Genomic DNA, 22293 nt, shown 5'->3' with positions numbered 1-22293 from the left:
GACAAGTCATTGGATATATATCAATCGAGCGTGCGCCCGTTGTTGTTTTCCGTATTGAAAAGCGATGCCGAGTGGCTGCACAACCGCACTCTCCAAATTCTCGAACTCGCAGCCAGAACCCAGTCAAACCCAGCAACCAGCCAAATGCTCTGGCGATTGCAAAAATCTTTGGGAGTGCAAGATTCTCGCCTCGAACAATCGAAGTGGGGAATAAGCTTCAAAAACCCTGTCGGTTTGGCCGCCGGATTTGATAAAAACGGCCAAGCAGCAGACATTTGGGCAAATTTTGGCTTTGGCTTTGCCGAAATGGGTACAGTCACCAGCCAAGCGCAGCCGGGAAACCCCCAACCTCGCTTGTTTCGCTTAGAGGCTGACAGCGCAGCCCTCAACCGCATGGGCTTTAACAATCAAGGAGCCGCAGCAATGGCCGCCCGGTTTAAGGCTTCCCAGAAACACTCAAAATCCGAGGCCTCGCGTTCCATGCCTCAGTCACCTTACCCGATCGGCATCAATCTCGGTAAATCTAAGGTAACACCGTTAGAGCAGGCAGCCGCCGATTATTTGGAGAGTTTTAAGCTGCTCAAAGATTGGGGGGATTATTTTGTAGTCAACGTTTCATCTCCAAATACGCCTGGATTGCGATCGCTCCAAGATGCTGCGGGGCTTAGCACAATTTTGGAAATTTTACAACAAGAAAACCGGGGAATCAAGCCAATTTTAGTCAAAATTGCGCCGGATTTGGAGATGGAGGATATCGCATCAATCCTCGACATCGCCAAAACCTACCAACTAGCAGGAATTATCGCCACAAACACCACCATCCGGCGCGACGGATTGACAACCCAAATATTGCCAGAAACCGGCAAACCCATCACCGAAGAAGCCGGCGGAATTAGTGGAATACCAGTGCGGGGGCGATCGACAGAAATCATCCGATTTATCTGGCAATATACAAAAGGCGAACTACCCATAATAGGAGTTGGCGGCATTTTCACCGCCCAAGATGCTTGGGAAAAAATCGCCGCCGGCGCGAGTTTAATTCAAGTCTACACAGGTTGGGTGTACGAAGGCCCTTGGATGGTGCGCCGAATTTTGGAAGGTTTGCTGCAAAAATTAGATGAAAAAGGATTTAATTCAATTTCCGAAGCCGTTGGTTGCGAAAATATTAAATAATTCCTCCTTACCAGGAAGAACCTGGTAATGCACCAGAGGCGAGGCTATGCCTCTATTTGCCGGATACAATATCAATTTTATCCATCTTATTAAAATCAGGAAAATAATTATGAGCGCACAAGAAATAGGAGTTCCCAGAAACACCATGTCAGGTAGCTTGTTGCTGGCTAAAAACTTAGGTTTTGAACCTAAAACAGTCATAGATGTCGGCGCGGCATTGGGAACTTTTAACCTCTACGAAACCTTTCCGAATTCGCGACATTTACTAATTGAACCCATCGCCGAAAATGAACCTTATCTCGCCAAAATTTGCCGGAAACTCCCAAGTGCAGAATATATTATTGCTGCAGCCACCAAAAAATCGGGAGTTTTCACCCTGAATGTCAGTCCATCTATGTTGCATTCTTCAATTTCAGAAAATCGCGTTACCGACAGCAGCAATCCTTATTTGAGAAACATACCTGCAATTACGCTAGACGGAATATGCAGAGAAAGAAATTTACCAGGCCTGTATTTAATTAAAGTCGATGTAGACGGACAGGAATTAGATGTTTTAGCGGGAGCAGCGGAAATTTTGCAGCAGACGGAATATGTAATTGTTGAAGTTACTTTATTTGGTCAAATGTATGATGTCATGAGTTTTATGAAGTCCCAAGGATTCGTAGCTTACGATATTGTTGATTTGGGATATCGTCCGATTGATGCAGCTTTGTGGCAAGTTGACATGGCTTTTGTCAAAGAATCTGGGCGCTTTAGAAGAGATAGTCATTATGCGACAGGAGAGCAGGATATCGAACAAGTTAACTCGTATCTCAAAGCTTATCGGGAAAGTTTCATCAAGCATATTGAAACTCATTACAGCGATGCTGTAGAGCCGAAACTGCAGGTGAGTCAAGCTGTTTTGAACGATGAATATGTAATCATTTAACTCAAGTTTCTCGGAATGGGGAATTAATATCATTTCCGGTTAAATCGGCATTGTTCAAACAGCCAACAGCCAACAGTCAACAGCTTGCTAACTTAAAAAAGGTATATTGACTACTTCTCCGGCAATTTCTCCTAATTGCACTTTTAGCCCTGGGCCGCCTGCTTTTGTGCGGATGTAAGCAAGACCAAAAAAACCAGATTCTGTTTGCACAAAACTGGTGAGTTTGCCGACTTTTTCTTCTGCGATTGTGATGATTGTTCCGGGTGCAACTGCGCCGCTCAATTCCACGCCCCAAAGTTCCTGTTTTACTCCTTTGTAGGTGTTCAATCTGGCAATGGTTTCTTGACCGATGTAGCAACCTTTGTCGTAGGAAATGGTGTTTGACAAACGGGCTTCTAGGGGGTTGTAATCGTCGGTGAGTTCAAAATCGGGGGCGGGGCGACCTTGTTCGATTCGCAGTTGTTCCCACACGCGATCGCCCATCGGTACAGCCCCAGCTTGGACTAATTCATGCCACAAGCTTGCTGCATCGCTTGCTGGCGCAATTAACGTGTATCCGGGAGTTGCTAAACCGCTACCAACCGCAACTCGGACTTCCATACCTGCAAAATTTATCAATTTGTGAGTAGCGTAAGGTTGATTTTCTAGTTCGGTAACTCCGATTTTTTCTAATAGTTGAGTGCTTTCCGGGCCGAGGACACTGAAAGCAACAGTTGTATCGGTTAAATCTGTTAACTCGACGCGATCCATTGGGAAAATATAGCGATCGAGCAATTCCAGCAATTGGCGGCGGCGGTTGGCTGAAACTAACAACAATACGGCATCTTCTGTCGCGTAAGCGGTGGCGAGGTCGATCGTCCGGGCGGTGGAAGTCACGAAAACGGTGTCGCAACCTTGACCGGGTTTGAGTATGTTAAAGTTATTGGTGCTTTGATTGTGCAGGAATCGCAGGCGATCGCTGTCTGAGATTTGAATGCGTCCCCAGTGAGTGCGATCGTACAAAGCCACACCTTGTTTCGTTGCTGCGATCGCTTCTGCGTCGTTACCAAAACTGACTGGCACAATTTCTTTGGTTGTTAACTCTGCAAAAGTAGCACCGGCCGCTGCTTGAATGTCGTGCAATTCTTGAATCATAAGATTTTGTTTACTGTTAACTGTTGGCTGTTGACTGTTGACTGTTGACTGATGACTGTTCGCTGTTGGCTGGAAAGCTCATCACTGACAACAGATAACTGACAACTGTCAACTGACTATTTGCCCAAATTGGCGAATATTTCTTGTATTAATTGACTGGCTTTGGCATCAAGACGATTCCAATCTACATCGCCAGTGTCTTCTTCAATCAAGCTAGTGTCAATTACAACTTCTTGGCTTTGGATTTGACTGTGGGCTGGCGGGTAGTTGACAAAGCAGATTTGATAGCAAAGTTCCCAAATATCGACGGATTTTTGCTCGCCTTGATGCTCTAAAATTAGTTGATAGCCGGGAATTGGAACCTCCACGTTTTGATAAGTTCCCGTCCAAGGGGACTCCTCTAATTGTTTGCGGATGTTGTCGAGGACTCGGATCATGGCGGGCTGCATGAGCAGTTCAGCTTGCTGCCACGCGATCGGGCTAGTTATTTTAGGCTTCATATACAAGGTTCTAAAAAAGAAAATCATTGACATCCTCACCGCCCTAAAGGGAGGGTGATTCCCAAGAATCACTTCTTGAGTTTTCTGCTTCGTCCCGTGCCAGCTAGACTGACTTTACCACCAGTCCCCGCCGCATCCAGTCCACAGACAGTTTGTTTTACTTCCAGGCTATGCCCTAGCCCAGAAATTAGTTCCAACCCACGATTTCTAACCACCTGTGCCGCTGCCACATCACGCGATGCAGTAAAGAAACACACTGGACAAGAATGAATTCTTTCGTCTAGGTGCTTTTTGCCCGTATGCGTCCCACACTCAGGACATTGTTGTGATGTGTAGTCCTTGTCTACCTTGGCAAAGAAAACACCTCGTTTAAAGCACACCCATTGCAGTATGTTGACGAATTGACCGAATCCAGCATCGGCACTATGTTTACTCAACATTCCTCTGGCCCAAGAGCGAAAGTCGATGTCTTCAACAAATATCATCCCTACGCCGTCACTCATACGGTGGGCTAACTTAAAGTGCCAGTCTTTCCTGGTGTCAGTAATCTGTTGATGAATTCTGGCTATTTTTTGATTGAGCTTATGTCTGTTATTCGACCCTTTCTTCTTATGCTTTAATCTACGTTGCAGTAATTTCAACTCGCGTTGTAGAGTTTGCAGGAAGCGAGGTCTAGCAATTTGCTCGTTATCGCTAGTAGCTACAAACTTATCAAACCCTAAATCCAAACCTCGCGGATGACCGGATATGGGTGTATCTGGCACTGATACATTTAACTGTAATGACAACATGACAAAATATCCCGATGCCCGTCGTACAACCCTGGCTTGTTTAATTTCAAATCCCCCTGGGATTTGGCGTGACAAGCGCAAACGAATCCACCCTAGTTGAGGCAATTTCAGCAAACTTCCATTGATGGGATTTTTGCCCAATTGAGGAAACACAAACGATCGCATTCGGTATTTGTTCTTGAAGCGAGGGAAGCCTAGTTTCTTCGCTCTCATGTCCTCAAATGCCCTGTCCAGCGTTCTTAAGACTTGTTGCAATACTTGCGAATGTACGCTCGTGAGGAGGGGAAATTGCTCTTTGGCAAGAGTCAATCGTTTAGCCTGAGTGTGGTAACTAGGGTATGGCTCGTCAGCCCTGAGTATGTACTCCTGTTCGATGGAACAAGCATTTACAGGCGACTTGCGGGAATTCAACCAGTCTTTGCGCTCCCGCAAAGCAAAGTTCCATACAGAACGACACACAGCGAATATCCGCTCGATAGTATCGACCTGTTCTGGAGTTGGTTCTAGTTTGAATTCCCACGTCATGTTTAGCATGAAATTATTTTACACACTTACTGAGTATGTGTAAAGCCGTCCTCCACTTCGTTAAAGGACGGGGTTTTAGACCCAAATTTTCGATAAATTAATTTTCTAGCATTGGGTGCCAACTTTTGAGACATCCGCCACAGAATGTTAAATTTAGTCGTCACCCAATTTAACAGTCAACTCTCAACAGCAACAGCCGTTCTCGGCTTGACGGCTAAAAACGGCTGAAACTGTTGATATTGAGTTATCGGATGGGTAATGTAGGATTTGAACCTACGGCATCCTGCGTGTAAAGCAGGCGCTCTACCACTGAGCTAATCACCCAATTGCACTCACCGGGATTTATCATATCACAGTAACTCCGAAAGATCAAGTAAAAAAATCCTAAACTTTAAATGCCCTCTGGCCGCACCCACGATCAAATAACCCTGTGGAGTTTGCCCTTGGTGGCAGCCCTCACCTTTGGCCAGACTCAGAGCAGCAACCTGACTTTGCTCGTTTCCGGCAGTTTCTTATTCGGCGGGCTAATGTTTGGCCCCGACTTGGATATCTACTCCTGTCAGTATCAGCGCTGGGGATGGTTCAAACCGATTTGGCTCCCGTACCAAAAAAGCCTGCGCCACCGCTCTTTTTTGTCCCACGGCCCTCTAATCGGCACTGCTTTGCGAATCTTGTACCTCGCTATCTGGATCGCGGTTCTCGGAATGTTGGGATTGGCAGTTGCCGAAAAAGTCGGAAACTTAGGCTGGAATTGGCAGGATGTGGTTTTGAGTTATGGGCGATCGATCTGGGAACACCACATCGAAATTTTAGCCGTTTACATCGGTCTAGAATTGGGCGCTATGAGCCACTATCTGAGCGATTGGGGCGGCTCTGCTTACAAAAGATTCAAAAAGAAAGGATTGAGCGGATTGCGCCCTCCTGGCACAATTAAGAGGCGCAAACGCCAACCAACCCGTCGCACTTCCAGCAAATCTATAGCAGAAGGAAGAAGGAAGAAGGAAGAAGGAAGAAGGAAGAAGTAATAAAATCAGCAGAAGGAAGAAGGAAGAAGGAAGAAGGAAGAAGGAAGAAGGAAGAAGGAATATGTAGTAAAATCAGCAGAAGAAAGAAGGAAGAAGATGTAATAAAATCAATGGTTGGAGCCATTAACAACGTTATAACCGTCTTGGCGGTGGATATAAAAGGTAAATTATTATGTCTAATTCCCACAGCCGATCGCTCACAGCACTCGAAGAACTTATAGAAGTTGTGGCTAAATTGCGATCGCCAGACGGCGGATGTCCTTGGGATTTAGCCCAAACTCCCCAAACTCTAATTCCTCACATCATCGAAGAAGCTTATGAAACCGCCGACGCGATTCGCAAAGGAGATAAAGATGCGATCGTCGAAGAATTGGGCGACTTACTGTTACAGGTAATTCTGCAAGCTCAAATTGCCAGCGAATCCAATCAGTTTACCTTCGCCGAAATCGCTGCGGGCATTACAGAAAAACTAATTCGGCGACATCCCCACGTCTTCGGCGATGTCGAACTCAACAGCGTGGATGAAGTCAACGAAAACTGGGAAAAAATCAAAGCAGCAGAAAAAGGCACAACTTCGGAAAAACCGCCAACTTTAGCCTCGAAAATGAGCCGTTATGCCAGCACTTTGCCGCCGATAACCGCCGGGATGAAAATCTCTCAGAAAGCTGCGGAAGTGAGTTTTGATTGGGACAGTGTAGACGGCGTTTGGGATAAATTTCACGAAGAAATGGCAGAATTTGAACACGCTCTCAAACACGAGGATAAGGCAGCGCAGCAGTCAGAATTGGGAGATATTATGTTTGTGTTGATTCAATTAGCTCGCTGGTACGATTTAGATCCGTCGGCTGCTTTGCAAGGAACAAACGATCGCTTTGTGCAGCGGTTTGCTATGGTGGAGGCTGCGTGCGATCGACCTTTGTCAGATTATCCCGCAGAAGAGTTAGAATCTCTGTGGCAGCAAGCTAAAGCTTTAATTGCTAAACAAAAGGGCGATCGGTAATCAATCACCGCAGATAAACACAGATAAAATGACATCAGCGTTCATCAGCGTTCACCCGCTAATATCTGCGGTTCCAAACTCCCAATCTCAAGAATTTGGTTGCATCAGTTCAGATATCAGCAATCAACTACTCGTAAAGCTTCGCATCGTTGTACGGCGGATGTTCGCAAGCGATATAAAGCGCATTTGTCGGTTCCAGGGCTTCCCCTGTCACCGGGTCGATCGGCTTGAGGACAAAGCATAACAGAGAGAGCGATCGCCAATCCAAATTATCCAGCTTCCCGCGTTCGTAGCGGTTGACTGTGGCGGCACTAATACCCACATCTTTGGGTACGGGTTGATTTGTAGCTGTGAACAGCGCCTCTTCATATCCCTTGGTTTTAAATTCTGTTTCGCTGACAGACCAGCCTGTTGTCTGTCTTGCTGCTTTTAAAATCTTCCCCAAACGCATCCGCCCCGTTTCAGTGAAGCGAACGGGACGCAATTCCTGCTCTTTGTCTACCACAGCTTTGTTAGAGAGTCCTGACATTTTTCCCACCTACGTTAACTCTCAAACTAGCACAGCATCAATGATTGAGGGTTGCACGAGCAACATCTGAGCTGAAGAAGTTTAAATTAATTTCATTGCACTTGTGCAATAAGAGTCTGATATAGTAATATGTAATTGACTCTAAACCGAACTTGCCTCTCAAGCCCTGAGTATACAGCCATGACAGCACTGTTTCGCCGCATCCAACCCTCAAAAAAGCTCCGCATCACCGTCAGGTCGTAGGCGTAAGCCGGGGCGTAGCCATCGCCCAACTGCTCAAAATCAGCCAAAACCTGATTAAGCGAGTCGAATCGTGGGCTTTCGTGGTTTTCGTCCACCATCGGGATAGAGGCGGCCTGTTTGTCAGCTACCGCAGGCTGGAAGAATGGCAAAATGCGTTAGCGAAGCCCTCGAAGAGGATCGCCCATCAGATCCAAACCTGCCCCACCCTTGGAGAACTCTCGCAGCTCAAAACATCGATTCAGTACGACAGCCGGAAATTCAAAAAACAATCTCTCCCAAAAACCCTTGACTTTTTAAATCAAATGTGCATTGAAAGACAAGACGAACTCAACATCTGGGAAAGCTTAAACAGCATTGCTTCCTAGCAGAAATGAGGCAGATTTCCTTGCCAAAAAACAGAAGCGAAACATTTGCGAGCAATTGCGAGATCAAATCACCCCAAAAATCACCCGCGAATGCTCCGCCACATTCATGAAAGCAATCACCAAAGCAATTAAGACATTGCCTGAGCGATATAATCAAAATAAGGAGCTGCTTCCTTAGCATCATCCTGATTGAGCAAAGCCAAAGAAGCTTCCTTCAAACAGCGGATAGCTTCGACCATGCCAGGAACAGGAACGCCCAGAGAATTATACATTTCCCGAACGCCAATCAAACCGATGCTTTCGATCGGCTCCTTGTCACCCGCCAAGATACCGTAGGTAATCAGGCGCAAGTACCAACCGTAGTCGCGCAGACACAAAGCCCGTTCGCGCTGGCCGTAAGCATTGCCCCCAGGAGAGATAAAATCAGGTCGTTTTTTCCAGAGTTTTTTACTAGCTTCTTCAACAATTTTCTTCTCACTGTCAGACAGCGCAGTAGCAATACGCACCCGCTGTTCTCCGGTTTTAAAGAAATCATTGATACTTTGGAGTTCGCCGGTACTGGGATAACGAAGTTCGTCGTCGGCTTGGAGAATAAATTGGCTAACTACGCTCATTGTTATTCAAATTTGAGGATAACATTAATAAACATTCCCATCCGTTGGCGACGGGATTCTTGGTTCGCAGACTTGCCTTGCTCCTAACATTTATCAATCCTAGAAGTAGAGGGTAAATCTCCCCAAGCGTTATGCTTGATGTTCAAGCCAGTTTCCTTGTGTTCCAGGGTACTGCGGGAAAAACTCAAAAATTGCGAGTGAGAGTTTTGATGTCGGCAGACACTTTGACTGTTTAACGAGTTTTTGCTAAATCGCCCCAACAGCATATCGCACCGACGATATCGAGGCCACTCGCGACAAGCTCGACTCCCCGGTTGAAGTTTGGCTTTAGCAGCAAGACGTTCAACAGCAGGAAGACAGCCTGCAATTGAGTTTGAGTGCGATGGCTTACGCCCCGCTTCTTCGCTACGACTTATCTCAGGAAAGAGAGAGCGATATTGCATTACCATATTAAATCCTACCACGACTACTTGTGACCAAATCTAAATTCCCGACCCCAAACTCGACGAAATTGGCAAACCCTTGCCAGCAAGGTCAACTGATTGAGATAGAGATTACCGACTTGACAGACACCGGCGACGGAGTTGGTCGTTTTGGTGAGTTAGTGGTGTTTGTGCCCGATACCGTGACGGGCGATCGAGTCCTTGTGCGCCTCGTGCAAGTCAAATCCACCTATGCTACAGGCAAGCTGGACACACTTCTGGAAGCATCCGAACACCGCATCCGAGCTAACTGCATTGTCGCCGACAAGTGCGGCGGCTGTCAGTGGCAGCACGTAGATTATCAATATCAGCTTGCAGCCAAGCAAAATCAAATCATTCAAGCCTTGGAAAGGATTGGCGGATTTAGCAATCTGCAAGTCGATGAAATTTTAACGGGAAAAATCGAGGGATTTCCCCAATTTTTGGGATACCGCAACAAAGCGACTTATCCCGTGGCAATATCTGCAACAGGTCAAGTCCAAGCAGGTTACTATCAAAAAAGCACCCACAAATTAGTCAATCTCAATCAGTGTCCGGTGCAAGACCCGCGCCTCAATCCTTTGTTAAAAGAAGTCAAAGAAGACATCCACTGGCGGGATTGGCAAGTCTACGACGAAAAGAAACATACAGGAGAATTGCGTCACTTGTCCTTGCGGATCGGACGGCGCACCGGCGAGATGCTGCTAACTTTAATAGTTCGCACTGGAGAGTTGCCGGGACTCGAAGAGCAAGCATCAGAGTGGCTGAAACAATATCCTCAACTGGTAGGGGTTTGTTTGAATATAAACCCCGCTCAAACTAATGTGATTTTTGGTTCCGAAACTCGCTGCATTGCGGGTCGTTCTTATCTGCGAGAAAGATTTGCTGGGATGAATTTTCAGCTAAGAGCAGATACTTTTTTTCAGGTTAATACAGAGGCGGCTGAAGCGTTGTTAGATGTGATGGTAGGCGAATTAAGTTTGCAGGGAAACGAGGTTTTGGTTGACGCTTACTGCGGCATTGGTACTTTTACTTTACCCCTGGCAAAACAAGTAAAAATAGCCATAGGTTTAGAAGTGCAACCGGCGGCGATCGAACAAGCCAGATTAAATGCTGAGTTAAATGACGTGAGAAATGTCGAGTTTCAGGTGGGAACTGTAGAGAGTTTGTTGCCATCCTTGGGATTGACACCGGATATTGTGCTGCTAGATCCGCCGAGGAAAGGGTGCGATCGCGCGGTTTTGGAAGCTATCAAGGAAATCAAACCAAGTCGCATTGTTTATGTTAGCTGCAAGCCTGCTACTTTGGCTCGCGACCTCAAGATTTTGTGCGAAAATGGGGATTATAAGTTAGCGCGAGTGCAGCCGGCGGATTTCTTTCCTCAGACTTCTCATGTTGAGTGTGCGGCGTTTTTGGTGAGGTGAATGAAAGGGCGATCGACCCACTAGACTTATTGCATAAATCTTTGATTTATAGGGAAACCCCAGAGGCAACGCAGATAATTTAAAGATTTTTTGCGAATGTATGCAATTTAAGCCGAGTGAGTAAGTGAGTACAAATAGATATAAACTGGGGTGGGGTTGACCAACTGAAGCAGCGTTTACTATCTTAGAATACGGGTTTAAAACTCTCGGAATCGATCGCATTGTAGCGCTTCCTAAATCTTAAAATAGTGCTTCCCGGCGGGTGATTGTAAAAATGGGAATGCAGTAGAAACAGAAGGTGGATTGCTGGGGTCAAAACTAGATCCAGTCCCGCCTGAATCGGGGGGAGTCCAGAAGTATAGAATAGAGGTTGCGGAACCGGCACACCCCCCGATCGCTCGCCCCCAGCAATTTGTTACCCTAAAAATAGAATCTCCCCTCCCTCAACTCCCTCCCATGAACAACGCTTCTCCACTAATTCAAACCGTCACACCCGAACGCTGGGCCGGCTTTAGCATGGACTTTATAGGGGCGGGTTACACGGGTTTGTTGGTCAAAAACGGCCGCGCCGTGCGTACCCTAAAACCCGGGCGACATTTCAGCTTTGCCCTTCCCCTGCTGGAACAGTCTCAAATTGTCCTCGTAGACACCAAACTCCGCAATTTGGATGTACAGTCGCACGGAGATTTTTTGTCTAAGGATCGATTTTTAATTGATGCTACTCTGACTGTTATTTATCAAGTTATAGATCCGAAACGGGTAGCTTTGGAATTGTCAGATCCTATAGCTGTTTTAGCAAGTGCAGTTAAGGATTGTATGGGATTAGCGATCGGGCAAATACCCCTACAACAGCTTATCAGTCAAGGACGGCTGTTGCTGCGCCAAAATTTGCTCGATCGCGTCCAAGATTTTTATACTCTAGGTTTTAACTTAGAAGACGTGCGAATTGGCGATGTCAGCTTTCCCGAAACCAACGGAGTTATTCGCCAAGTTGAAGGAATGAGTGCCCGACAAGAAGCAGAAAATGCCGCCGCCCTGCAAATGAGAATTGCCGAAGCAGGCCGCCCGATTGTTCCTCAATCTCCCGTACAGCAGTTAAACTTAATTTCAGGTAATTCTCCTGCAAGTCTTCCAGCTTCAGACACAGCAGCCGGGTTCGATCGCGATTTGCAACAACTGACAGAACAACTCGCCCAAAACAGTCTCCCACCTGCGAGAAATTCACCTTCACTTGCACCGACGGTACTCGCCAGTAGCGATCGCAAAAACACCGCATATTTAATCTACAAATTTTCGGGACAGGCGATCGGTTTAACGGCAAATCCTTTTACAATTGGACGCGAACCGACTAACACTTTAGTATTGCAAGATCCGCAAAGTTCGCGCTACCACGCCCAGATTCGCAGGGCCACTGACGAAGTTGGCAAACAGCGATATCAACTTGTCGATAGCGGCAGTTCCAACGGCACTTTTGTGGGCGGACAGAGGTTGGCTGCTAACGACCCTTTTTGGTTGGCGAACGGTTGCGAAATTGCGATCGGCGACCAAAAATGGGTGTTTCAAGATTCGTGATTGAAAGATATGAAGATTTGTTTAAACAGGAGATAAACACAGATAAATCCCATCAGCGTTCATCTGTGTTTATCTGTTAACATCTGCCGTTTAAAAATCCCAATCTAAGTAACTTGCTTTAATCACGATATACAACTAATAGATTCCGAATCTACCGTCAACAATAGAACTCTTGCAAAAATCCAAAGCACCCCACCCCAACCCTCCCCTTATTAAGGGGAGGGAGCAAGATTATTCTTGTTTCTCCCCGCGGGAGGGGGGACTAAGGGGGGTCAATTTGACTTTTGCAAGAGGTCTAATATGAATGTTTTTTTAAACAGCAGATCGACGCAGATCAACACAGATTAATTCCATCGCCTTTCATCTGTCAGGTTTCTGTAGGGGCGTTGTCAAGAGTCCCCGCCTTTGGGACACAGATTGACAAATTGTCCCTCCCCAATTCCCTATACTCCCAGGTAGAAGTCTCTTCCCAATCTTAGGGGGGATATCTCCACAAGCGTTTCGAGCGATAATTTGTCAAGATTGAAAATATAACGAGAGGACAACCCCATGAACTTTTCTATACAATCTGTTTACAACTGGTATCGCGACACCCTCCGCAACCCCAAGTACCGCTGGTGGATTATTCTGGGAACGTTGGCATATCTGGTAAGCCCGATCGACATAGCCCCAGACTTTCTCCCCGTCGTCGGACAAATTGACGATGTGGCAATTGCTGTCTTGCTGATTTCCGAAGTTTCGCAAATGGCGATCGACTACTTTAAATCCCGCCAAACAGACACAGCCTCAGCATCCGAAGCCACCGGCAGCCCCTCGGACACTACAGCGAGTACCGTTGATGTAGATGCAGTTTCCGTTCAATAGTTGACAAAAACAATCGATCGCTACAACCCCGATTTCTGTGAGAAGTCGGCGTTTTTGTTTTTTCAATGCCAACTGCTCGGATCGTGCTCCAAAGCTGGTACTTTTAACTATGATCCATCTGTGTTAACAACAAATTTTTATAAATGAAGTTTAGCGAAATAGTACGAAAACTGAATTTAGCCAACAGTCGCAGCCTCACAGCGTCGGTTGCTGCCGATCGAGAAATTACAGGCCCCGCCCCAGTCGATGAAGCTGAATCGGGCAAAATAAGTTACATAGAAGGAGCTAAATTTGCCACTCATACAGCCACTACAAACGCTTCGGCTTTAATTTTGCCCTTAGATGAAAGCCTCCAAGCTCAATGTACGGAGCGCAACATCGCTTGGATAGCCGCAGCAGATCCCCGATTGTTATTTGCTCAAACGATCGCCCTTTTCTATCAACCGTTTCGCCCACCATCCGAAATTCATCCCTCAGCCGTCGTTCACCCCTCAGCAGAAATTGGTGAAAACGTCTATATCGGCCCCCACGTCGTTATTCAAGCAAAAGTCAAAATTGGCAGCAACGTTTGCATTCATCCAAATGTCGTAATTTACCCAGATGCGGAAATAGGCAAAGGCACTGTTTTACACGCTAATTGTGTCATTCACGAACGTACTCGCATCGGGGCAAATTGCGTGATTCACAGCGGTGCGGCGATCGGTTCCGAAGGTTTTGGGTTCGTGCCGACAGCCTCCGGGTGGGTAAAAATGGAGCAGTCTGGCTGCACTGTATTAGAAGAGGGTGTTGAGGTTGGCTGCAACAGCACGATCGACAGGCCCGCTGTTGGAGAAACCCGCATCGGCCAGAATACAAAAATCGACAACTTAGTACACGTAGGTCACGGCTGTCAAGTAGGAAAAAATTGCGCGTTTGCTGCTCACGTTGGCATGGCTGGAGGAGTAAAAATTGGCAACAATGTAATTTTGGCAGGTCAAGTGGGAATTGCTAATCAAGCCAAAATCGGAGATGGGGCGATCGCCACTGCTAAAGCCGGAATTCACAGCGACGTGCCCGCAGGTGCGATCGTGACGGGCGTTCCAGCAATTCCCCACAAACTATTTCTCAAAGCCGCAGCCGTCTACAACCGTTTGCCGGAAATGTACCAGTCTCTGAGACAAATTCAGCGCAAGCTCGATCGGTAGTCATTAGTTATATACTTAAGCATCTTGATTCATTCTTGTATAATGTCAAGTTGTGTAGGGGCGGATTCACGAGTATTCTTAATTTTAAAGCCCACAGCTTTATAAACCCGCCCCCCATATAAGTACGAATCAACGGGACATGATATGACGTGTTAAAAGAAGAAGATTTAACGATCGCCCGCCACGAATTTTCGAGAGTTTGAGAGTCTTCTTCACGCGCGCGTGACAGGACACACTTAATTCAGTATACCGAAATTATTGACTATCCATTTCAGAGCTAGTCGCAAAGAGAGCGATCGTTCTTCTGTAAATTCGGGTTATTATTCAGATAATCCCGTGCTTTCTGACAACCGATACCTAAAAGATCATTGAGATTCATACTCCAAAGCAAGGGTTTACCGTAATAGTAATTCTCTTTGTCCCGAATCCAGGCAAAAATCTGCTGCCCATCAGAGTTGAAGCTGATGTTATCACCAGCCAAACTTTCCTGGTTAAAACTTTTTAGCATTATCCCATCACGGCTCCAAATTTTAACTGCACCACTATCATCAGCCGAGGCAAGCATCTCACCATTTGGGCTGAAACTAAGACTTTTAACAGACGCACTGTGTCCTGATAGGCGATGCTCAAGCTTGCCACTTTGATAATCCCAGAGGATAACAGTGCTGTCATCGCTAGCTGAGGCGATCTTTGAACTATTCGGATTGAAAATTACATCCCGAACAGGACTTTTATGTTTTTCAAGAGTTTTAATAAATCCACCTTTTAAGTTCCAAAGTTTTACGGTTTTGTCATCACTGGCAGATGCAAGTATCTTACCGTCGGGACTAAAACGGACGCGATTTACTTTATCTGTATGCTTGTCTAAAATATGCAGTGAATTACCATCAAAATCCCACAGTCTCACTGTTTTATCATCGCTGGCAGAGGCAACTAGCTGACTGGTAGGGCTAAAACTGACACTATTGATGCGATCGCCGTGGCCTTTTAAGGTAGCAACTATCTTTTTGGAATCCCTATTCAAGAGTTGCACCACATCTTCAACACCGGAAACAGCAAATGTCTTGCCATCCGCTCCAAAATCCACACGTTCAACACGGTTCCCGTGTCCCTTAAGAGTTAGAACGAGTGTACCGTCGCTCTGCCAAAGCTTGACAGTATTATCTTTGTCCGCAGTGGCAAGATTTTTACCATCAGGGCTAAATTGGACTAAAGTAATTTTACTGCGATGTCCCTTCAGGGATTGAATAAGCTTACCATTACTACTCCAAAGGTTTACTACATTATTCCGATCGACAGAAGCAATTAGTCTTCCATCTTGACTAACCCTAATTTTAGGAACGTCATCGCCGTCATTATTAATAGTTCTAATTACCCGACCTGCTCTGTTGTAAAGTTTGACGTTATCCTCAGCTATCAATATAATGGTTTTGCTGTCAGGACTGAAATTAATTTTAGGAGAATCATCGCTATTGTCTGCCAGAGTCGCGATGTCTTTCCCGTCAATACCCCAAAGTTTGACATTATTATAATTAACCGAGACAACCAATCGGCTGTCAGGGCTAAAACTGACATCAGCTTTATAGAACTCTTCCGGTAAAGTGGTAATCAAAGTCCCATTCCGCCTCCAAAGTTTCACATTGTTATCGGAACTCGTGGTAGCAATAATCTGACTGTTGGGGCTGAAACTCGCGCTATAAACTGGCCCATCATGTCCCTTAAGGGTTGGAATAACTGTACCATTTCGACCCCTGAGTTGCACGTCATTGTAATTGCTAGGGACAAATAACATTTGACTGTCGGGGCTGAATCTTACTTGACTATTATCGGAAGAAATCCTTCGATTTAAGCTGCCACTCGACTTTTCAATTGTTTGAATCAGTAAACCGGCGCGATTCCACAGCTTCACTGTGTTATCCAAACTGACAGTAGCAATAAGCTGACTGTCACGACTAAAAATAACTTCTGAAATCTTTTTTGTATGACCTTGCAAAGTGCCTATGAACTTAGCATCTTGGTTCCAGAGCTTTACTATATTATCTTGGCTGACAGTAGCAATAAGCTGACTGTCAGGACTAAAAAATACCTTTGTAATACTTGCTTTGTGACCTGGCAGATTTCCAATTAGCTTGCCATCCGCTCTCCACAGCTTGGCTGTATTATTTCTCTCTACAGTAACCATGAGCTTACCATCAGGACTGACTTCGGGAAATGACGAATTCAGCTCAAAGGTATTCAGTAAGTTTTCTGTAATGTTCCAGAGTTTTGTGGTAATCTGAGTACCGATTAAAGCAATTAGCTGACCGTCGCGATTGAAACTTACGTTTTCCATGCGATCGGCAAGTTCTAGGGAATTTTTGCTTGTCCCGTCGCTGTTCCAAAATTTCAACTGGTTATCATCAATAGAGACGGGCAAATTGTTATGACTAAGCCCTACAATATTGCTTTTATTCATTCCATCTTCACGAATATCAAAAGTCTCTGAATCAAGACTCACAATTTTTACTACATTATCCTTACTCGCTAGGGCGATAGTTTTAGCGTCAGGACTGAAACTGCCACTTGTCGCAAGCGGAAGCCTAAAATCTTTTCCCAAGCGTTCAATTTTACTACCTTCTATTTTCCAAAGATTCCTATTCCATTTATCAAAAGTGGCTAGCAACTTACCATCAGGACTGAAACAGGCAAAAAAAGGATTATTTGAGTATATATTATTATATGTTGTGAGCAAAATACCATCAATTTTCCATATTTTGACGGTATTGTCCCTACTAGCTACACTCAGAGTTTTGCTATCTTGACTGAATGCCAGGTCAAGAACGCCAGGACTATTGATAGTTTGAAGTTGCTTGCCATCTGAACTCCACAGTTTGATAGTACCATCCTCACTAGCTGAAGCAATCCTTTGACCGTCCGGGCTAAAACGCACGATATTAACAGTAGAATTATGCCCTTCCAGTTTTTTAATTGGAGTGCCATCGATTTTCCAAAGTCTTACACTATTGTCCCGGCTAGCAGAAACAATCGTCTTACCGTCTGGACTAAATCGAATATTTGTCACCCAATCCCTGTGTCCTGTTAAAGGTTTAATTAATGTGCCATTCAGACGCCAGAGGTAAATTTTACTATCCTTGTTTCCAGCGGCAATAATTTGACTGTCGGGGCTAAACGCGACGCTTGTAAATTCATTCCCATATTTTCCTTGCAAAGCAGGTTTTTTCTCGCTACCGTCGCGGTCCCAAAGCTTCACAGTTTTATCTTTACTACCAGAAGCAATAAATTTGCCATCAGGGCTAAAACTAATATCTGTGATAGTATCGGTATGACCTTCCAATCGGTTGCGCTCTCTGACGTTATAAACAACCTCTTGCAATCTCGACACTACTTGATTCTTAGTATTCGGTTCTATTTTCCATCCATATTTAAGCTTTTTTCCAGCTTTTAAACCTTCTACCAGCGCCTCTAACTCTTTATTTGAAGCCCAGAGAGATTCGGAATTGGCGCTAATTTGCTTGAGTTCAGCATTAGTTTCACCGATTTTTGCTTCAACTCCAAATATACCTGCGATAACTGCGAGAACTGCCATCATAGCTCCGCCGGCCATCGCCAGTTTTAATTGTCGTTTTAGCACCCGATTTAACTCAGCTTCACTGCGCTTTCTTTGCGCTCTTTCTTTTTCCAATTCTTCTATCAGTTCATTATTTTTTTGGCGACGCACGAAATCAGCCAAATAATCGTGAACCAGTTGATAGCGATTGTCGGGAAAACTAGGTAACAGCAATACCAACCCAGACTTAACAAAAATTTCCAGAACTAACTCTAAGTGACTGATCTCTGTTAGTAAGTCTTCTAAACCTTTTTTTAAATCATCACGAGTTCTGAGGGGACGAGTGCTATTTTCATCTGTTAGTAACCACAAAACAAGTTCAGCAAGCTGCTTATTCTCTGAACCGCAATCTTTAATAACTTCTTCTAAAAATCTCGCTACCAGTGCTGCTTTCGGCCCTTTTTTTTGATATTGGGCTAGGGTCGTAATATTCTCAGATTGTAATTGTGCACCCACAATTTGCAGTTCGACTGGACGCACCTCGTTAACTTCTCCTGCTAAATCTTTGACAAGTTCATCAATCAAAGCAGGTTCTAACTCAAACTGAGTTCTTTCAGTTAAACTTTGAATAACTAACTTTGCCTCATTGGGCTTAAAGTTACCTAAGTAAAAAATAATATTTTTATCCAAAATATTATCATGAATTACATCAAATCTAGTGAATCGCGTACACTCTAATAAATAATGCAGGTAATCTTCTCGAAGCGAAAGAATTACTTTTACATAAGGGATATCTAAACAAGCGCGCAAAAAATCATAAAACTTTTTTCTTTGTCCGCTGTCTTTACAAATAAAGAAAAATTCTTCAAATTGGTCAAAAATCAGAATGGTTAACAGATTATGCTCCGCATTTTTTCGCAACTGAGCGAGCAGAGAGTCTGTTAAACTCAAGGTAGGAGAGTTAAGCCCAAAATCAGATTCGTCATCTTCTCTTTCTTTGACACTAGAAATAATTAAAGAAAATCCTTTTTGAATAGTTGCCAGTTCCTTTGCCAAACACTTAGCCAGTTCATCAGCCCAATCTGCATAAACCTGCTGTAAAACTGGCAGAACACTGCGGGCATTTATCGGCTTTTGTTTTAAAGCAGGGATTAGTCCAGCCTGCTCAATCGAGCTTTTGCCAACCCCTGATTCCCCGTGGATGATCGTGAGTTTGCAGTCATCTCGCTCGATGCGTTCCAGCAAGCGTTCGACACTGTGCAACCGTCCCGAAGCAGCTATTTCCTGGGCAACTTCGTCTTGCGGTTCAGCAGAGGGTAACGCTGGGTTGGCAATCTGTTGTTTTGGCTGCAACCTCCCTGCACCGATAAAAGCTCGAAAACCAAACTGACTTTCGATCGCCTGTCGCTCTTGTTTAATCCGAAAGGCATTGAGGTATTGTCCTTGTTGGAAATAGTTTTCTCGCAAACTTGTCAAAATTTGGATGTAAAGCTCTGGGTCGTATTGAGGTTTGGTTTGACTTCTTGCAGCTTCTAAAGTGGCGATCGCCTCTGATAGCTGACCGAGTTGCTGTTGTGCTTTCGCTAGGGAAAACAAATACCAACCCTGATGAAAAAAAAGTTCTAAATCCAATAAAGCACTTTGTTCCGGTGATGGATTTGATATAGTCTCTGTAGCATCATTTAGTATAAACAGAGCCTGCCCGGCCGCTTGTTTTGCCTCAATCCACAAGGATTTAGACAATGCCACTTCAGCGAGAAAGCCATGAATGCGAGCTTGTCTGAATTGGTCGTAATGGGTTTGATGGAGAACTAAGGCTTTTTGCGCCACGAGTTCTAGTTCGCGCCAATGCTTCAGCCGATGCAGCACCTCTGCCAAGAAATTGATAAATTTAGCCGCTAAGTCGGGGCGATCGGCTTGTTCAAAAGCCTCTATTGACTGCTGAAAATAGTCTCGGGCGCGATCGGCAGCTTGCTGATACTCCACGCGATGTCGTGCTGCATAATTTCGCCACCACAGTCCAATATAAAATAGTAAAAGTCCACAACGAGCGCGATCGCCTGTTTGCTGCCACAAAGCCAAACTCTGTTCGTAATGCTGGCGAGATGCAACATCGGAATTATCCGCAACTCGACCCAGGATAAATTCTAAACCAGCTTCCAACTCAGAGTCTAACGTCACCCCTCGATGTTGCAATTCTTCACAAGCTGACTTCAGCTCAGCGCAACGCGGAGAACCATTTTCAATATCTAGTGCAGCATTATCTAAAAATACGTTCTCGCGAGAATTTAAAACCTTAGCAAACACCTCATCAACAGTTTGCCGAATGAATTGAATCAACTCGTCCACGGTCATTTGAAACTCCACCGTCGTTGCCCAACTGTGGAAATCTGGAATCAACCGAATCAGCTTGCACAGGATCGCATCTGTCACCCATAGCACTACAGGAAAGTTAAAGTTGCGAAACTCCTCTCGAATCTGATTGGTGGCCGTCAAAACCGCGTCGAGTTCGCGCACTGACTCCAGACCAACTATCATTAGTGCATTAGGTTGTTCTGTACCCAGTTCTTCTTTAATCCTGGTGTAGAGAGTTTGAACGGACTTTTCTAGCACCAATTCCCGCATCTGAACCGGACATTGTTCCCGCAACTGCTGCACAATTTGTTCCCGCAATGTTCTGTAGTTGCAAACGGCTAAAATTAAGGAAAACTCTTCTTGAAAGCAAGTAATTCCCCGGATCAGGGTTTTCAAAGACTCTTGATTAATCTGTATTAATTCGGGTGACGAATCATTCATAATTGCAACTCCTTTGCCTCTGCTAAAATAGGGTTGATATCAAACCAACTTTCATCTGCATCGCGATACTCAAAGACAAATAAACTCCGCAGTAAAGTTTGATATTCTTCCTCACCTCTGACAGTTTTTTGTTGCGCTACCAGCCGTAGCAGTTCCCATTCGTGGGGCGTGATTGCTTTACTCAGTTCGCTGCGCCGCTGGCTAATGACTCGCTCTACCAAATCGCGCGAAAAAGGCGGGTCGTCTTTTTTCATACAGCTATTAAGCAGCACTAACAAGTTTCGCACATGACCGCCGCTGACTTGACAGAGGTAATCTAACGTTTCTGATGCGTCAAACACTTCTGAGATTAAGCTGATGCGTTGCTCTGAATCTACATTAGGGAAAGCTCTTGCTAGAATCATTTTTCGGAGCAAAGTAATGCCTTCAGAGCATTGACTGCCATCTCGTTCATGCACTCGCACCATCGGCAACAGTTGAGGATCTGAGCCAAAGCGATTAGTCAAATTTTCTTTGTCATTGGAGAAAGCTAGAACTAAGGGGACGGTGTAGACAACGTGGCACTTGAGTTTGTTCAGTTGTTCTCCTCGGTCTACAAAAAGGTACTCAGGTTGAGTTCTTCCTGATGACCTTGGCTTGCTATCAATCCGGTCTAGATTGTCAACAATCACGACCATTCCAGCTTTGCCTTGCTGCTTTAGCTGCTTTTGGGCGGGTTCAATTAGTTCCTGATTAATGGCTTCTAAGATATTATTGACTCGCGGCTCCAAGTGTTGTCTTAACAGAGAGCGAATATCTTTACTATCCTTTGCTTTGGTGGTGATTTCTCCTATTCCTACTGCTAGGGAAAACTTTCCTGGTTCTGCATTTATCCCGATATCGCCCACGACAGGAACTTTAGCTTTGATTCCCGTGATTTCTGAGTTTAAAAGGTTGGCAGCTCCTTGGAGTAAATTCTGGAAACGGGTTGGTTGGAGTTGGATTTGAGCTGCCTCCAAACTCTGGCTCACTTGACGGGCGATCGCCAGTAAGATATCGCTGATATCCACATCTGCCATATCTAAGTCTTGAGAAGACTCGAAATAGACTACGTGGAAGCCTTTTTGTTCTAACTCTGCTTTTAGTCGGGATAACTCGGTGGATTTACCGCAACCGATATGTCCGGTGAATAACTGACAATTTGGTTCATCTTCAGAGAAGATTATAGCGCGTCCCAGTTCTTTAATTAAATTGCTGCCTCGCACTTCTGAAAAATCGATGTAATACTGTCGATCTTCAGGTTGGCTGATATCGAGAGTCCGGCTGGGATTGGATGCTTTAAAGAATCTGTGTAAATCTATTGCCATCAAAGTCTCACTTATATATTATGCTCGATTATATTCTGCATTTAGGTTCTCAGCACTCACTGGCTCGATGCTGGCTGTGTGGGGACACTTACACCCCTCAAACTCCAAGTGTCGAAAGTTACCGTCAGGAAATCGGGTGCTTTTGATTTGACGGTGGAAAAGGTATGCTTGCAGAGTATTCGTTGGAAACCCTGCCACGCCCATTCACCATTTTGATGGTTACATTTATTGCCATTTGTCCAGTAATGTCAAGTTTTTCACTGATTAGAAGC

General features: G+C 45.1%; 17 protein-coding genes and 1 tRNA gene. 9 read left to right on the top strand and 9 right to left on the bottom strand.

Annotated features, from left to right (window positions below; genetic code table 11):
• The first annotated feature begins 9 nt into the window (after nt 1-9).
• Nucleotides 10-1173 (top strand): quinone-dependent dihydroorotate dehydrogenase, encoded by a 1164-nt coding sequence (locus QT998_RS00345; RefSeq protein ID WP_333113675.1) that lies wholly within the window; start codon nt 10-12, stop codon nt 1171-1173.
• A 109-nt stretch (nt 1174-1282) separates the two neighbouring features.
• The gene (locus tag QT998_RS00340; protein ID WP_333113677.1) at nt 1283-2101 is read left to right on the top strand and encodes an FkbM family methyltransferase; all 819 of its coding nucleotides are present in this window, start codon (nt 1283-1285) and stop codon (nt 2099-2101) included.
• Between the two features lie 87 nt (nt 2102-2188).
• Here QT998_RS00340 and ygfZ read toward each other — a convergent pair whose 3' ends face one another.
• The 4 genes from ygfZ to QT998_RS00320 form a co-directional block, all read right to left on the bottom strand.
• Nucleotides 2189-3235, bottom strand: coding sequence for a CAF17-like 4Fe-4S cluster assembly/insertion protein YgfZ (ygfZ, locus tag QT998_RS00335; protein WP_333091260.1), 1047 nt, complete (start codon nt 3233-3235; stop codon nt 2189-2191).
• 116 nt (nt 3236-3351) lie between these two features.
• Nucleotides 3352-3735 (bottom strand): hypothetical protein, encoded by a 384-nt coding sequence (locus tag QT998_RS00330; protein WP_333091258.1) that lies wholly within the window; start codon nt 3733-3735, stop codon nt 3352-3354.
• A 68-nt stretch (nt 3736-3803) separates the two neighbouring features.
• On the bottom strand, nt 3804-5060 hold the full coding sequence (locus tag QT998_RS00325; protein ID WP_333091256.1) for an RNA-guided endonuclease InsQ/TnpB family protein: 1257 nt from the start codon (nt 5058-5060) through the stop codon (nt 3804-3806).
• Between the two features lie 243 nt (nt 5061-5303).
• Nucleotides 5304-5375, bottom strand: a tRNA-Val gene (locus QT998_RS00320).
• 71 nt (nt 5376-5446) lie between these two features.
• Between QT998_RS00320 and QT998_RS00315 the strand changes: the two genes are divergently transcribed.
• Both QT998_RS00315 and mazG read left to right on the top strand, forming a co-directional pair.
• A complete protein-coding gene (locus QT998_RS00315) occupies nt 5447-6076 on the top strand; it encodes a metal-binding protein (RefSeq protein WP_333113679.1) in 630 nt (209 codons plus the stop codon).
• Nucleotides 6077-6248: 172 nt separating this feature from the next.
• Nucleotides 6249-7076: a nucleoside triphosphate pyrophosphohydrolase gene (gene mazG / locus QT998_RS00310; RefSeq protein WP_333113681.1), complete on the top strand. Its 828-nt coding sequence runs from the start codon at nt 6249-6251 to the stop codon at nt 7074-7076.
• Between the two features lie 127 nt (nt 7077-7203).
• On the opposite strand, the gene QT998_RS00305 is transcribed toward mazG, so the two are convergent.
• Nucleotides 7204-7605: a helix-turn-helix domain-containing protein gene (locus tag QT998_RS00305; protein WP_172192721.1), complete on the bottom strand. Its 402-nt coding sequence runs from the start codon at nt 7603-7605 to the stop codon at nt 7204-7206.
• A gap of 323 nt (nt 7606-7928) precedes the next feature.
• Here QT998_RS00305 and QT998_RS00300 point away from each other — a divergent pair, with 323 nt between their 5' ends.
• Complete coding sequence (locus tag QT998_RS00300; protein WP_333113683.1) at nt 7929-8213, top strand: hypothetical protein; 285 nt, start codon at nt 7929-7931, stop codon at nt 8211-8213.
• Between the two features lie 128 nt (nt 8214-8341).
• Here the strand turns inward: QT998_RS00300 and QT998_RS00295 are convergent, their stop codons facing one another.
• The gene (locus tag QT998_RS00295) at nt 8342-8827 is read right to left on the bottom strand and encodes an allophycocyanin subunit alpha-B (RefSeq protein ID WP_293336342.1); all 486 of its coding nucleotides are present in this window, start codon (nt 8825-8827) and stop codon (nt 8342-8344) included.
• A gap of 83 nt (nt 8828-8910) precedes the next feature.
• Entirely contained in the window at nt 8911-9276 is a 366-nt protein-coding gene (locus QT998_RS00290; protein ID WP_333091248.1) for a hypothetical protein, read from the bottom strand.
• Between the two features lie 23 nt (nt 9277-9299).
• Between QT998_RS00290 and rlmD the strand changes: the two genes are divergently transcribed.
• The 4 genes from rlmD (at nt 9300) to lpxD (ending at nt 14332) form a co-directional block, all read left to right on the top strand.
• A complete protein-coding gene (rlmD, locus tag QT998_RS00285) occupies nt 9300-10712 on the top strand; it encodes a 23S rRNA (uracil(1939)-C(5))-methyltransferase RlmD (RefSeq protein ID WP_333113685.1) in 1413 nt (470 codons plus the stop codon).
• Between the two features lie 456 nt (nt 10713-11168).
• Nucleotides 11169-12284 carry an SPFH domain-containing protein gene (locus tag QT998_RS00280; protein ID WP_333113687.1) on the top strand — a complete coding sequence of 372 codons (1116 nt, stop codon included), beginning with the start codon at nt 11169-11171 and terminating at the stop codon, nt 12282-12284.
• A 549-nt stretch (nt 12285-12833) separates the two neighbouring features.
• Nucleotides 12834-13148, top strand: a complete 315-nt coding sequence (locus QT998_RS00275) for a YkvA family protein (protein ID WP_333091243.1) — start codon at nt 12834-12836, stop codon at nt 13146-13148.
• A 143-nt stretch (nt 13149-13291) separates the two neighbouring features.
• Nucleotides 13292-14332, top strand: coding sequence for a UDP-3-O-(3-hydroxymyristoyl)glucosamine N-acyltransferase (gene lpxD / locus QT998_RS00270; RefSeq protein ID WP_333113689.1), 1041 nt, complete (start codon nt 13292-13294; stop codon nt 14330-14332).
• Nucleotides 14333-14609: 277 nt separating this feature from the next.
• Here lpxD and QT998_RS00265 read toward each other — a convergent pair whose 3' ends face one another.
• The gene (locus QT998_RS00265) at nt 14610-20675 is read right to left on the bottom strand and encodes an nSTAND1 domain-containing NTPase (RefSeq protein WP_333113690.1); all 6066 of its coding nucleotides are present in this window, start codon (nt 20673-20675) and stop codon (nt 14610-14612) included.
• Nucleotides 20672-22021, bottom strand: a complete 1350-nt coding sequence (locus QT998_RS00260; protein ID WP_333113691.1) for a P-loop NTPase fold protein — start codon at nt 22019-22021, stop codon at nt 20672-20674. Before QT998_RS00260 ends, QT998_RS00265 begins: the two co-directional genes overlap by 4 nt.
• Nucleotides 22022-22293: the final 272 nt, after the last annotated feature.

Origin of the sequence: Microcoleus sp. S1D4 (genome assembly GCF_036700765.1) — a bacterium.
In the GTDB taxonomy this organism is placed as follows: Bacteria; Cyanobacteriota; Cyanobacteriia; order Cyanobacteriales; family Microcoleaceae; genus Microcoleus.
The sequence above is the reverse complement of the archived record's forward strand: the minus strand, read 5'-3'. Positions and strand labels throughout refer to the sequence as shown.

What these genes read in the sequence shown, in the direction of transcription:
- QT998_RS00305 (WP_172192721.1), bottom strand. Translation starts at nt 7,605, where the DNA reads ATGTCAGGACTCTCTAACAAAGCTGTGGTAGACAAAGAGCAGGAATTG.
- lpxD (WP_333113689.1), top strand. Translation starts at nt 13,292, where the DNA reads ATGAAGTTTAGCGAAATAGTACGAAAACTGAATTTAGCCAACAGTCGC.
- ygfZ (WP_333091260.1), bottom strand. Translation starts at nt 3,235, where the DNA reads ATGATTCAAGAATTGCACGACATTCAAGCAGCGGCCGGTGCTACTTTT.
- QT998_RS00265 (WP_333113690.1), bottom strand. Translation starts at nt 20,675, where the DNA reads ATGAATGATTCGTCACCCGAATTAATACAGATTAATCAAGAGTCTTTG.
- QT998_RS00295 (WP_293336342.1), bottom strand. Translation starts at nt 8,827, where the DNA reads ATGAGCGTAGTTAGCCAATTTATTCTCCAAGCCGACGACGAACTTCGT.
- QT998_RS00340 (WP_333113677.1), top strand. Translation starts at nt 1,283, where the DNA reads ATGAGCGCACAAGAAATAGGAGTTCCCAGAAACACCATGTCAGGTAGC.
- QT998_RS00330 (WP_333091258.1), bottom strand. Translation starts at nt 3,735, where the DNA reads ATGAAGCCTAAAATAACTAGCCCGATCGCGTGGCAGCAAGCTGAACTG.
- QT998_RS00325 (WP_333091256.1), bottom strand. Translation starts at nt 5,060, where the DNA reads ATGCTAAACATGACGTGGGAATTCAAACTAGAACCAACTCCAGAACAG.
- QT998_RS00275 (WP_333091243.1), top strand. Translation starts at nt 12,834, where the DNA reads ATGAACTTTTCTATACAATCTGTTTACAACTGGTATCGCGACACCCTC.
- QT998_RS00315 (WP_333113679.1), top strand. Translation starts at nt 5,447, where the DNA reads ATGCCCTCTGGCCGCACCCACGATCAAATAACCCTGTGGAGTTTGCCC.
- QT998_RS00280 (WP_333113687.1), top strand. Translation starts at nt 11,169, where the DNA reads ATGAACAACGCTTCTCCACTAATTCAAACCGTCACACCCGAACGCTGG.
- QT998_RS00290 (WP_333091248.1), bottom strand. Translation starts at nt 9,276, where the DNA reads ATGGTAATGCAATATCGCTCTCTCTTTCCTGAGATAAGTCGTAGCGAA.
- mazG (WP_333113681.1), top strand. Translation starts at nt 6,249, where the DNA reads ATGTCTAATTCCCACAGCCGATCGCTCACAGCACTCGAAGAACTTATA.
- QT998_RS00260 (WP_333113691.1), bottom strand. Translation starts at nt 22,021, where the DNA reads ATGGCAATAGATTTACACAGATTCTTTAAAGCATCCAATCCCAGCCGG.